This is a genomic window from Acetobacter sp., assembly GCF_047721705.1.
Classification (GTDB): domain Bacteria; phylum Pseudomonadota; class Alphaproteobacteria; order Acetobacterales; family Acetobacteraceae; genus Acetobacter.
The window spans coordinates 18,144-30,403 of sequence record NZ_JBDNXK010000040.1 but is presented as its reverse complement, the minus strand read 5'-3'; the positions used below and the strand labels follow the sequence as shown (position 1 = coordinate 30,403).

The following is a 12,260-nucleotide window of genomic DNA, read 5'->3' as shown; positions in this document are numbered from 1 at the left end:
ATTCTATAGAATACATTGACATTATTGGGTGAGTGTATATGGAACGCTCAAGTCTGTTTATTAGATTGTTATAGTGAAAACGACGGATTTTTGAAACTGTTCTGAGAACTTCTGTTGAAGCCTCATTACTGCAAAGCGCATTGACGAGAGCAAGAAAATTGGCAGAGCCGGAGAGATGATCGAAAACTATGTGGCCTGTGTAAAATGTTTTTATAAAAAAAGCATCTTTTAGGTGTGCTGCGATTTTCTGTACATGATAGGTGTCGATTTCGTGTCCGGGATCGTAGGTAATGAAAATTTGACCGGATGTCTGTTCTTGCCGCAGGCCCATCCCTTCCATGCCGGGACGAAAATTCTGCTCTACGTAATTTTGCGGAACATCGCATTCATTAGGGTCCAGAGACCATTTGGGGGCGCAGGAAAAAACGCGGGTAGCTTTCAGACGTTTCGAAAAAGCTATGGCAGCATATCCACCCATCGAAAGGCCGATCAGAATGCGCTGCTGATAATCGGAGGCTATTTCTTCAATGAGGGTGAGAATTTTCTCGGTGTCGGGTGAAATATACCAGTGATCGACTTTTGCTGTAACTCCAATCGCTGTAATGCGGTTTTTTTTGAGGGGAACATCCGCGAAAAAAGCTGTTGAGGCAGTCTCTGTGCGATGCGCACCCTGAAAGGTGATCACGATATAATCAGTGTCGCCTGCTTCGTAATGAAGAACCAGTTCATCGCCTTCATAAACAAGCATTGCAAGATATGTCCTGAGTAATGGATACACATTGTTTCGCGCATCTTATGCTTTATGCATAGATGACCATTACTTAAGGACATAAAAAATAACGTTGTTTACATGTTTTGATACAGCGCTGTTCTGAAAAGGGTCACTGAGGGTTCTGTTAGGCCTTAGTGATGAAAAGCTTTCAGCTCAGTTCCACGATGACCACGACAAAAGGGATGGCCCCCAGAAGAACCCACGCAGCCATGGCGCATGTTGCAAACATGTGGGCTGTCTTCCGTCGCGCCTTTTCTCCACGGCTACGCTGTGTGACGCTGATTTCTGCTGTTTCTGTGTTCTTGGCCTGGCTCATGAAGGTCATCCTTGTCCCAGACAATGGTGATTTATGATGAATGACCGGCTGTCCTTCCGGTTGCCCGAAAGAACACATTTTTTACGGTAAAAAGACGGCAGCGATATTTTTGAATGTAACGAAAAGTTTGCGAGCGCTTATTTTTCGCGGGCCAGATCCATAAAGCGGGCTGCGTCAGCGACATCGGCACCAATTGTCGCTATCCGGTCGAGCTGCGCCGCATCCACGCCCCAGCGTTCCATCTGGGTCTGTTCGTCAAGAGTGGCAAGCGCAACAGCCTTTTCTGCTTCCAGCTTGTCTTCGGCAAGGGCCATGCCTAGAACCAGACTGCCAAGTGCAGGAACTGCCACACCCAGTCCGGCAAGTTCTTCGTTGCTGTACTGCGAGAGAGCTGCTTTCAGGGCTTCAAGAGCTTCCTCTGGCTGTTTCACCGGCATCAGGCCATGCGTGACGATCAGCGACACATGGTGATGGTGGTGTATCCAGTCCAACCAGGGCTGCCATTGTTCAACCTGACGTTGGCCAAGTGGCTCGGCCGGCGACGCGCGATAGCAAAGCAGGTCGTGCATACCGAAATGCGATAGCGTATCCACGGAATGTTGGCGGTGCGGCGCAACACGTTCAATCATGGTGCCTACGATCCGCGTCAGAGGAAGATCCCCAGCAGTAAACCGCTTTTTCGGATCATCCATTCCCGCAGCATTCCACTCTCCAGCAAGCGTATCCGCCAGCGCGTGGGAATGCACTTTCAGAAAAGAGCCTTCTGGCAGGCGCACCGGCTTGCCATCAAGGGCCACCGCGAAGTCACCATCCATCGGCATGACTTCGGCCTGTTTCCAGAAGCGCTGATGCGGAGCGGGGCCGTCGGCTGAAATGCGTTTCGGTTTACTCATCGCAGTAATCCCTTGAGCATGTTCATCAGACCGCCAGCCTTTCCTGCTGGAGGAGGGGCTGCGGCAGGGCCGGGGAGGCCTTCACGGGCAGCGGCCAGAAGATCGCTACACTGGTCTCCCACACTTGCTGCGCCACCAATGGAAATCGCAAATCGGCCATCCGCGCCGGGTTCAAGCCGGGGTTGCGGATGACTGATCGTGCCACCCACCGCTACGGGAGAGGCTACAGCAGCATTGCCAACGCCAATACGGGGCGAGAGATGCAGATCAAGACCACCATTGGTCAAATCCATCGCACCATGTCCGGTAAGGGAAAGAAAATCCGCCTCCAGCCCCAGCCGCCCAATCGTGGCGCTGCCATTGGCGAGTTGCAGATGTGTGCCGAAGCAGCGAAGCGCCAGATCGCCTTTGCCGGGGATGTCGTGGCCGATGACATTCTCAACCAGTTTCGTGCTGACACGGCCTCCTACCATCGACAGCCCCACATGGCCGACAGCGGTTTTCTCCCATGTGTCATGATCAATGCCATCAGCGGTGACTGTGCCGACAATCTGGATGGAACCATTTACAAAGGGAGGAAGGCCCGTCCAAGTCTCAATGGTCTGCGAAGGGAGAACGAAGGGCGCGGCAGTGACCGTCAGGTGCGGGACTGCGCTGGACGCATCGTAAACGATACGACCGGACTGCGCGATGCCCTGAGTTGAACCGACACCATTTCCGCGGATGGGGTCGATGACCAGAACGCCTTTGTCCGCTGCGATATGAGCGGCGACATTATCCCATGCGACGGACTGCCACGTCATGCGCTGGGCGCTGACATCCAGATTAGCTGTGGAGTTACGCAACAGAAACGCGGGATCAGCCTGTTTCAGCGCAGCCAGAGGGGCACTGCTGGCGAGCTGGCCGTCTACTTTCAAACCCACAAAATTGGGCTTGTCAGAACCAAAGGCAACGGCAGGCAGAGCGCCCTGTATGGTCAGTGCCGTTTTGAGACCACCCAGCACACCACTGAGTGTAATGGCCGATGAGCCATCTCCAACCGCGAGCGTGACGGGTAGCGGGATTGCATCGGGGTTACGGATGGCACTGATGGTTTGCTCCAGCGTCCCCAAGGTGCCTTTCAGGGTCGCAGGCTGGCTGTTGATCTGTCCGTCAAGATTTACGGCAACCGGCGTGTCGGCATTATCCGCGTTCAGCGTGAGCGTGTTGGCGCGAAGTCCTGCGAGAAACTGGTTTAGATTGGTCTGACCTGTCCGAAGATGCAGCATCCGCAGGGAAGGGGAGCGTCCACTGCCCGTTACACCGGCTTGCAGGGAAATATCAGCTGTCTGAGGCAGATCGGCATGGGGAAACAGCGCTTCGAGATCGCGCAGTTCGCCCAGAGAGCCGTTGATCTGCAGGTCGTAACCCGCGTCCCGCGTCGGATCAGCCACGACACCGGCGACCTGCATCTGGCCTTTCTGATGCTTGTCGATTGAGAATGTGGTCGTCAGGTTCAGGGGCCATGGCTGGCCACTGACGGGTGGAAGCGGTCCCGTCGTGCCAGTGAGCTGAAAATATCCGGTGCCGTGATGCCCGCGAATATTCACCTTCGCCATCGTGCCGTCGAGACCGGTGAGATCCGCCCGGTCGAGGTCGGCTGCACCAGAGACATGATTGCGGGAATCATCCCACGCTACCGCCCCGTCCCGCAGATGCAGCGAGTCGAGAGCCAGATTCCAGTGCTGACCGTTCCCTGTTGTTTCCCCACTGCCACCACCAACCGAACTGGGAGGCTGAAACAGCCAGTTGGCAGTGCCATCCGGTGAGCGTTCAAGAGTGAGTTTCGGTCCTGATATGCTGACATCGTCCAGCACAACGCGATGATGAAAGAGCGGCGAGACGGCCAGTCGGGCACGAATCTCGCCTGCGGAGAACATTTCCGGCGAAACGCCCCCGGCAATATTGCTCAGTCCCACGCCCTGCGCGCTGATCCATGGGTAAGGGAGCAGCCAGACATGCAGGGAGTCGATTCGCAGCGTGCGCCCAGTCTGGTGCTGCACCGCCTCGATCAGGCGGGTGCGCATCCAGTTCGCGTCCATCAGCGCGGAGGCTAGACCCGTGCCGCCCAGCAACACAGCGAGGCCGCCGACGCCAAGGCCGATCTTCGTCTTGAATTTCATGCTCATCTCCTGCGGGGCGCTGGGGTTGAGCCGGCAGTAAAGCCGAGCGCTTTGAAGGTTTCTTTCATATGCGGCGGCAATTCGGCGCTGACCTCAAGCCAGCCCCCAGCCGGATGCGGCAGGACAAGGCTGCGGGCGTGAAGATGCAGGCGATCGGCAAAGCCGTCCACATGAGCTTTGTCGCCACCATATTTCGGATCGCCAAGAATGGGAGTGCCGAGCGACTCACAGTGCACACGCAGCTGATGGGTGCGTCCTGTGAGGGGCGATAGCCCGAGCCATGCGAATTTGCGGGCAGCGGAGTCGAGAACTTCATAGTCCGTGCGGGCGGATTGGGCGTCCTCGTCATCGCGGTCGGCGGCGATGGTGATTGAGCCCGGTCCAGCACCCAGACGGGCGAGGGGCTGGTCGATCTGACCTGACATCGGATCGGGCCGTCCGACCACGACTGCCCAATAGGTTTTCTTCACATCGCGCCCGCGAAAGGCGGCAGCCAGTTTGGCGGCCACACCCGGTGTGCGGGCCAGCAGCAGCAGCCCCGACGTGTCGCGATCGATGCGGTGAACGAGTCGTGGGCGCGGGTCATCGCCTTCGCGCAGACCGTCCAGCATCATGTCCACATGGTGAGTGATGCCGGGACCGCCCTGCGTCGCAAGACCGGAAGGCTTGTTCAGCACGATGATCTGCGGGTCCGAATAGATCACCATTTTTTTGATTTCGCTGACCAGCTTCGGATTCAGCGTTTTGGGTGCGTCGCGGGTAGCTTTCGCTGCAACCGGAATCGGCGGTACGCGAACGGACTGGCCGGGTATGAGACGCGTGTTGGCTTCGACGCGTTTACCATCCACACGGATCTGACCGGTGCGGCAGAGTTTCTGCAGCGCGCCCTGTGTCAGGTGGGGATAATGACGACGGAAATACCGGTCGAGACGAATGTCCGCCTCGTCCTCGCTGACCGTCAACATGGTCACACTCATAATCCGCGCCTCACGATTGCTTGTCCTGTGCTGCGCGGCTTGCCCTTATTCCGGCCCATGTGTCCAGTCTGCGACGGACTTCCCGCTCAAAGCCAAGACCTTTCGGATTGTAGAAAGTCTGCCGTTTCATGCCATCCGGGAAGTAATTCTGGCCGGAGAAACTTTCTTCCGTGTCGTGGTCGTACTGGTATCCGTCACCGTAGCCGATCTCTTTCATCAGCTTCGTCGGAGCATTGAGAATATGCGCGGGCGGCATCAGGCTGCCCGTCGCCTTGGCGGCCCGACGCGCCGCGCCATAGGCCTTGTATACCGCGTTCGATTTCGGTGCGGTGCCGAGATGCACGACAAGCTGCGCCAGAGCCAGTTCGCCTTCAGGCGAGCCGAGTCGTTCGTATGTTTCCCATGCGGCGATGGCGAGCGGCAGGGCGGAAGGATCGGCCATGCCCACATCCTCGGCGGCGAACCGCGTCAGGCGACGGGCGATGTAGCGTGGGTCCTCACCGCCTTCCAGCATCCGGGCGAACCAGTAGAGCGCGGCGTCCGGGTCAGAGCCACGCAACGATTTATGCAGCGCCGAGATGAGATTGTAGTGCTCCTCCCGATCCTTGTCGTAAAGCACGGCGCGCTTGGCCAGAATGCGGGCGAGTTCCTGCGTATCGAGAGGCTGTTCGGTTTTCAGGCTCAGGATCTGCTCAACCATGTTCAGCAGATAGCGCCCGTCACCGTCCGCCATCGCGCGCAGAGTGGCACGGGCCCCCTCCGTCAGAGGAAGCAGCCGCCCCGTTTCTTCCTCGGCGCGGACAAGCAAGGCTTCCAGCGCCGGGTCGTCCAGACGGCGCAGGACCATGACCTGACAGCGGGAGAGCAGAGCGGAGTTCAGGGCGAAGGATGGATTTTCCGTCGTCGCGCCTACCAGCACGACCGTGCCATTTTCGACCACAGGTAGAAAACCATCCTGCTGGGCACGGTTGAAGCGATGGATTTCATCGACGAACAGCAGGGTGCCGCGACCGCTCTCGGCATAACGGCGGGCCTCATCAAAGACCTTCTTGAGATCGGCCACACCGGAAAACACGGCGGAAAGCTGTACGAAGCGCAGATTGGCGGCCTTGGCCAGAAGGCGGGCGATGGTGGTCTTGCCAACGCCGGGCCCACCCCAGAGGATCAGACTGGCCAGCGTGCCGCGTTCGAGCATGAGCGTGAGTGCGCCAGCAGGACCAAGCAACTGGTCCTGTCCCACTACGTCCGCCAGCTTTGTGGGGCGCAGCCGGTCGGCCAGAGGCTGCGTCGGCGTATGCGCGCCGCCTCGCTTTGTGGCGGGATCATCAGCCATTGCTGCTGCTTCCGTTCCACCAAACAGATCACCACCCACTGCGGCTGGCTGTTCACGCCCCGCCGTCATGATCGCTCTCCTTGTCGTTCATCCTTCGTTCATAGCGCGAACGGGAACGAGATGCGACAGGAGGTTGCTGCAGACGCCTGAAAGCCTGAAGCGGGATGGGACGAAAAGAAAAGTTGCGGGAGCTACTTTTCCTTTCCTCCGCTATCTCACTGGCCTGCGTCCCGCAGTCGGACACCGCTGGCGATCTTCTGCTCGATATCCTCCAGAGAGCACCCTTTTGTCTCGGGCACGAACAGCAGCCCGACGATGAAGAACGTCAGGTTGAACGCGGCAAGGCACCAGAACACGCCGTAATCGTTGATCACGGCCATGCTGGAGAGGAAGACATTGCTGACAAGCCAGTTCGCGATCCAGCTGGCCAGCGTGGAGCAGGAAACGGCAAAGGTCCGGCCACGGATCGGTTGAATTTCAGAACAGATGATCCAAGGGAGCGGTCCCTGTCCGACTGCGAACGCGGCGATGAAAAGAATGAGGCACCCCATCGCGGCGATGCTCGCGGACAGGGAGGTTGCGCCGATCCATAAGAGTGTTCCGAACCCCAGCATGGCGACAGCGGAAAAGAAGGTGCTGATGCTCAGAAGGGAACGTCTCCCCCAGCGGTCCATCAGCGCCACGGCAACCAGAGTCGCCAGTGTGTTCACCACGCCCAGAGCCGTGGTCGACCAGACAGACTGTGTCGCCGTGAATCCCATACGCCCAAGCACGACGGGCGCGTAATACATGAGGATGTTGATGCCCGAGAACTGCTGAAGCATCTGCATCGCAATTCCCAGCGTGAAAGTGCGGCGAAAGCTGGAGCTGGAAAGCAGGAGTGCCATGCCCGGCGTTTCCTGCTGAGCCAACTGCCCGTCGATGCGCGAGAGCTCTTCATCGGCTATTTCCGCGGATTCACGGAGGGTCAGCAGAACGGTGCGCGCCTCTTCCCGGCGTCCCTTCGTCATGAGCCAGCGCGGCGAATAGGGTAGAACGAGCGTCGCCAGCAGGAATAGCACGGTCGGCACGGCGAGAACGCCGAACATGACGCGCCAGTGACCCCCCGGTGTCAGCAGGCTGTCCGATGTGAAGGCCAGCAGGATGCCGACCGTGATCATCAACTGATAGGAAGCGATGAGACCGCCACGCCGGTCCTGAGACGCGATTTCCGCAATGTAGAGCGGAGCGGCGAAGGCGGCGAGGCCCACACCCAGCCCAAGACAGACGCGCCCTGCAATCATGACCGGCACACTGGGGGCCAGTGAGCAGAGGGCCGTGCCTCCAAGGAACAGGATGCCGGCAACGACCAGCGTGCCTTTGCGTCCCCACTTGTCCGCGATGAACACCGCGAGCACCGAGCCGACCGCCGCTGCCGCCATCAACGATGAGACGATCCACTCCAGCGTCCGATCGTCAGCGGAGAATGCTTCCTTGATGAAGGTCAGCGCACCGGCAATGACGCCAGTGTCGAGACCAAACATGAGGCCGGCCAAGCCAGCGGCCATGGCGAGAATAAAGGTATTGCGTCGGACGCGCGCAGCTGCTTCCGACGGGACGGGTGTTGGCTGTGGGGAAGGCATCAGGGCGTTCCGACCTCTTGTGACGCGGCGGACTTATCGTGTCCTTTTGGTAAGGTTTCGGCGCGCCGCTCCCGCAAGTCAATCTTTCATTAGTGTTTTTGCTTCTTCTTCCACGCGGCCCGAACCTCCGCAGGGGACATGTGCTTGCCGGTTACTTTGGGCTTTCCGCTCTGTCCGGCGTCGGTGCCACCCGGCGCATGGCCGGAGGCCGGATTGTCGTTCACTTCCTGAAGCGCCCGCTCACAGGCAGACCCCTTGCCGACACCGAACTGAATGGTGGGCAGCAATGCCAACGGTGGGAAAACGAACCCGAGACCGGTCGCTGCTGCTGCACGCCCCAGAATTTCCGCTCCCGGCAGAACTGTGGGTGATTTCAGAGAGCCAGTAATGTTGAAGGCTCCCGGAAAGGACAGAACGGTGAAACCGATGGAACGTGTGGTTAGGGAGTAATCCAGTGTGTTGGTGCGGAAGTTGACGGTGCCGCGTCCGAGGGTGCGGGTGTCGGCTGTGCGGAGCAGTAGCGACTTCGTGCTCGCCACACCTTTGTTGAGCGGCATGTCCGCCACGAAACATTCCACTTTGGTGTGAGACGGTAGTCCCAGCGCCGACAGCACGGCTTCTCCGAGTTGCAGGCCGAGCGCTTCTGGCAGGAGTGCGGAGATTTCACCGCCCTGAACCAGCACGAGAGTCAGTCCGCCATTGCCGTTCGCCATCAGCGAGGCAATCGAGTTACCTGTCGAATCAAGACTGAAGCGACCGCCAATGATCCCACCTTGGGCGGAGGTCTCGGTCGTCGTGCGCATGATGTGCGCCAGATCGATCTTTACGAAATCGACTTTCGCTTTAACGGCAAACGTCTTGTCGTTGGCGGGCGTTAGCGTGGCGCTGCTGGCCAGAGTGCCTTTGCCGACACCGAAGTTGAGGCGCTTCAGATCAATGGCGCCGTCCTGCACATTGAACTCGGCATCAATGTTGTCCAGCGGCAGTCGCTTGTTTTCGATGCGGTCGCCTTTGTAGGTCACGTGGGCGTTAATCGCACGCAGCTTGGGCACGTTGATGGGCGTGTCAGGCAGGACATTGGGGTCTTTTGCATCGGCCTTTTTCTCCGCGGAGGTTGTCGGTCCGGGTTTTGCACCGATGAAGCCGCCGAGATCCTCTATATCCACCCGGTGGGAATGAAGGGCTGCTTCGACAAAAGGCACTTTCTGGTGCGGATCAACATTGATCGTGCCTGAGAGATCGCTCGATCCCATGTGGCCTGTAAAATTCTCGAAGCTGATATGCTGCTGGTCGTAATTCAGCTTGCCGACGATGTTGTAGGCCGGTGTCTGCGGAATGGGGACGCCGGTGAGGGGATAGAGCAGGGACATGTCCGGCCCGGAAAAACGCAGCGAAAGCTGAGTGCCTTTGAACGCGAGTAGATCGTCAACTGTACCTTTTAATAAGGCTCGCGTGTGGCCGTTACGAACATCGAGGTCGACTGGGTATGGCGCCTTGGTGTTCTGAAGTGACAACAGCGCGCCACCGACGAAATGGCCGACAAGTGGCTGTCCGGCATAACGGCCTGTCGCGTCGACAACGATGGTTCCCCGGTTCTGTTGGGAAGTAGGGGGCGTCGTATGCATCTTGGCCGTCATGTCCGTGCGGAGTTTTGCATCCTGCACGTGGACAAGTCCGTCCTTGATTCTGAAGTCACGAATGGCTGCAAGGGAGAAGCTCGATTCTTTTTTGTCGTCCTTCTTGGCATCGCTGCTGGACGGGAATGTGTAGTTGTTGGTCCCGTTAAGCCGTCCTTCGATATCCGCGTGAGGGGTATCGAGCGCTATGAGCGGCAGTTCGGTTTTGCCGTGGAAAAGTAAGGCCAGAAGGCGGAGGCGCACCGTCACATGATCGGCCGTGAAAAAGGGCGTTTTGACGGATTTGAACGCATCCGGCTGTTCGATCAGCACGTTATCGACGGTGATTTTGGGCACGAAGCCCACTTTGACGTGAAGGTGCTCGATTGTGACCTTGCGGCCAAGAGCGGCGGTGGCCTGCCGGTTAATGAGGGGAACGAACCAGTCCCAGGACCAGAAAATAATGAGCAGGATAATCAACACGACAGGCGTGCTTACGCCGATGGTCAGTTTCCTATGGCGCTGAAAAAAGCCTGTATCTGTCATGCGAACCCGAAACGAGAAGTGAAAAGGATCTGCTCTTATGCCTGCCTTTGTTTGGCAAGGCTAAACTTTAACGGTGGGGGAAGGTGCTGGTTTCCTGACGAGTTGTGTTGATGGTCGGAAGGAGGAGGCCTCTATGCCTTTGTCCCCAAGGTCTGTACCGGCTGTCCACACGGTTGCTCACATGTTCATCCTCAGAAACTGTGGATAAAGTGGGGCTGGGGAGTCCACGCGCAAGGGTGGCGCGGAAAGGTAAAGTTTTGCCACGTTCGACTTCGGGATCGTAAAATTGGCGAAGTTCAAAGTTTCACTGTATTGCGAATTTATAAATATAACGGAAACGTGATATAAAATTCTGGAATATTTATCATATTATTAAAGTACAACATTTTAGCAAATGAGAATAACTATGCTATTTAATTCACGCATTTTTATCCTCTTCTTTCTGCCAATTGTGTATATAGGCTTCGTATTTCTTACCAGATTTCAACAGCGTCGAATGGCAGTTGGATGGCTCGCCTGTGCCTCTCTTCTGTTTTATTCATGGTGGAATATCACCTGTCTGCCGATTTTTCTTGTCAGCATCGTGATGAATTTCATTTTTGGGAATCGTCTTGCGCGCCAGCCTTCCAGATGGCTTCTGTTTGTGGCTATTGGCCTTAATGTCATTGCTCTTGCTTATTATAAATATACCGGGTTTCTTTTTCAGGCATTCAATCAGGTTTCGGGTAGTGGTATTGTAATTCCATCAATCATTTTGCCGCTGGCCATTTCGTTTTTTACATTTCAGCAAATAGCGTACCTGGTCGACGCTCATGATGGGCGGGCAGTCGAACACAATTTTCTCGATTACGTTCTATTTATTTCGTTTTTTCCGCATCTTATCGCGGGCCCTATCACTCATCATCGGGAAATGCTCCCTCAATTCAATCAGCTTTTAAGTGGAGGGGGGGAAGCAGGCCGCCTGACTGTGGGGCTGACCTTGTTTCTTATAGGGTTGGTTAAAAAGGTCATTCTGGCAGACCCGATCGGAACCTATGTTGGTCCAGTCTTCGAGTTTGCGCGTGAAGGTGGGATTCCTTCTTTCGCTCAGGCGTGGGGCGGTGCGCTGAGTTATGCCATGCAGATCTATTTCGATTTCTCTGGTTATACCGACATGGCTATTGGACTTGGGATTCTGTTTGGGATCAGTTTGCCGCCAAATTTTGATAGTCCCTTTAAAGCCAGTAATATTATTGAATTCTGGTCGCGTTGGCATATGACGTTGACCCGTTTTCTCACCGCATATGTTTATAACCCGATGACACTTTCGCTTGTACGGACACGCATGCGAAATGGGCATCCTGTGCCGAAGCGAGGAAAAACAACGCCGGGCGCTTTCGCTGCAATTACTGCCGCCCCTACTGTCTTTACCATGTTCATCTCAGGGATCTGGCACGGTGCGGGTTGGCAGTTCATTGTGTTTGGTCTGCTTCATGGTATTTATCTTACGATCAATCATGGGTGGCATGCACTCAAGTCCATGCGATCTTCCTATAGGGCACATGAGAATCCATTCACGATTTTTATTGGAATGTGCACGACATTTCTCTGTGTTCTTGTTGGGTTGATCTTTTTTCGGGCGCATGACGTTTCATCGGCTTGGCGTATCCTGTTGGGAATGGGAGGGCATTCTCGCTACCATCCTCTCTCTTTACCGGAACTCTCAGGCATTACCGCTACACAAGTGGTTTCTCTGACGTGTCTTTTTCTGATCGTCTGGTGTTTTCCCAATGCTTCACAGTGGATGCGCAGCTACAGGACTGCACTGGAACCGGAAGTGGACGCTGTTCGGAAAGAAAATTATTTATCTATCCTGCAATGGAAACCAAATTTTGTGTTTGGCGTTTTGACAGGACTTGTTGGAACGCTGGCACTTATGCGAGCGCTATCATCAGCACCTACAGAATTTCTTTATTTCCAATTCTAGGATTTAACAAAAAGGATCGTAAAGATTGATTTTTTCCTATGTCGAGCAGACTTTGAT

Annotated in this window: 8 protein-coding genes and 1 pseudogene; 1 reads left to right on the top strand and 8 read right to left on the bottom strand. The window is 56.2% G+C overall.

From position 1 onward, the window contains the following. From ABF824_RS08590 to ABF824_RS08555, 8 genes and pseudogenes are all read right to left on the bottom strand, one after another. Positions 1–748, bottom strand: a pseudogene (locus tag ABF824_RS08590) (hypothetical protein); the annotation flags it as partial. 172 nt (positions 749–920) lie between these two features. After that, positions 921–1,088, bottom strand: a complete 168-nt coding sequence (locus tag ABF824_RS08585) for a hypothetical protein (protein WP_415488045.1) — start codon at positions 1,086–1,088, stop codon at positions 921–923. A 137-nt stretch (positions 1,089–1,225) separates the two neighbouring features. After that, positions 1,226–1,981: an ATP12 family chaperone protein gene (locus ABF824_RS08580; RefSeq protein ID WP_415488043.1), complete on the bottom strand. Its 756-nt coding sequence runs from the start codon at positions 1,979–1,981 to the stop codon at positions 1,226–1,228. Continuing rightward, the gene (locus tag ABF824_RS08575) at positions 1,978–4,143 is read right to left on the bottom strand and encodes an AsmA family protein (RefSeq protein ID WP_415488041.1); all 2,166 of its coding nucleotides are present in this window, start codon (positions 4,141–4,143) and stop codon (positions 1,978–1,980) included. Before ABF824_RS08575 ends, ABF824_RS08580 begins: the two co-directional genes overlap by 4 nt. Before the next feature lie 2 nt (positions 4,144–4,145). After that, a complete protein-coding gene (locus ABF824_RS08570; RefSeq protein WP_415488039.1) occupies positions 4,146–5,120 on the bottom strand; it encodes an RluA family pseudouridine synthase in 975 nt (324 codons plus the stop codon). Between the two features lie 10 nt (positions 5,121–5,130). Further along, entirely contained in the window at positions 5,131–6,522 is a 1,392-nt protein-coding gene (locus tag ABF824_RS08565) for a replication-associated recombination protein A (protein WP_415488037.1), read from the bottom strand. A 146-nt stretch (positions 6,523–6,668) separates the two neighbouring features. Next, the gene (locus ABF824_RS08560) at positions 6,669–8,075 is read right to left on the bottom strand and encodes a sugar porter family MFS transporter (protein ID WP_415488035.1); all 1,407 of its coding nucleotides are present in this window, start codon (positions 8,073–8,075) and stop codon (positions 6,669–6,671) included. 89 nt (positions 8,076–8,164) lie between these two features. Then, positions 8,165–10,237 carry an AsmA family protein gene (locus ABF824_RS08555; RefSeq protein ID WP_415488033.1) on the bottom strand — a complete coding sequence of 691 codons (2,073 nt, stop codon included), beginning with the start codon at positions 10,235–10,237 and terminating at the stop codon, positions 8,165–8,167. A 496-nt stretch (positions 10,238–10,733) separates the two neighbouring features. Here ABF824_RS08555 and ABF824_RS08550 point away from each other — a divergent pair, with 496 nt between their 5' ends. After that, entirely contained in the window at positions 10,734–12,203 is a 1,470-nt protein-coding gene (locus ABF824_RS08550; RefSeq protein WP_415488031.1) for an MBOAT family O-acyltransferase, read from the top strand. Positions 12,204–12,260 lie beyond the last annotated feature (57 nt).

Excerpts from the sequence above, each read along its gene's own strand:
- ABF824_RS08580 (WP_415488043.1), bottom strand. The coding sequence starts at position 1,981 with ATGAGTAAACCGAAACGCATTTCAGCCGACGGCCCCGCTCCGCATCAG.
- ABF824_RS08555 (WP_415488033.1), bottom strand. The coding sequence starts at position 10,237 with ATGACAGATACAGGCTTTTTTCAGCGCCATAGGAAACTGACCATCGGC.
- ABF824_RS08575 (WP_415488041.1), bottom strand. The coding sequence starts at position 4,143 with ATGAAATTCAAGACGAAGATCGGCCTTGGCGTCGGCGGCCTCGCTGTG.
- ABF824_RS08560 (WP_415488035.1), bottom strand. The coding sequence starts at position 8,075 with ATGCCTTCCCCACAGCCAACACCCGTCCCGTCGGAAGCAGCTGCGCGC.
- ABF824_RS08585 (WP_415488045.1), bottom strand. The coding sequence starts at position 1,088 with ATGAGCCAGGCCAAGAACACAGAAACAGCAGAAATCAGCGTCACACAG.
- ABF824_RS08570 (WP_415488039.1), bottom strand. The coding sequence starts at position 5,120 with ATGAGTGTGACCATGTTGACGGTCAGCGAGGACGAGGCGGACATTCGT.
- ABF824_RS08565 (WP_415488037.1), bottom strand. The coding sequence starts at position 6,522 with ATGACGGCGGGGCGTGAACAGCCAGCCGCAGTGGGTGGTGATCTGTTT.
- ABF824_RS08550 (WP_415488031.1), top strand. The coding sequence starts at position 10,734 with ATGGCAGTTGGATGGCTCGCCTGTGCCTCTCTTCTGTTTTATTCATGG.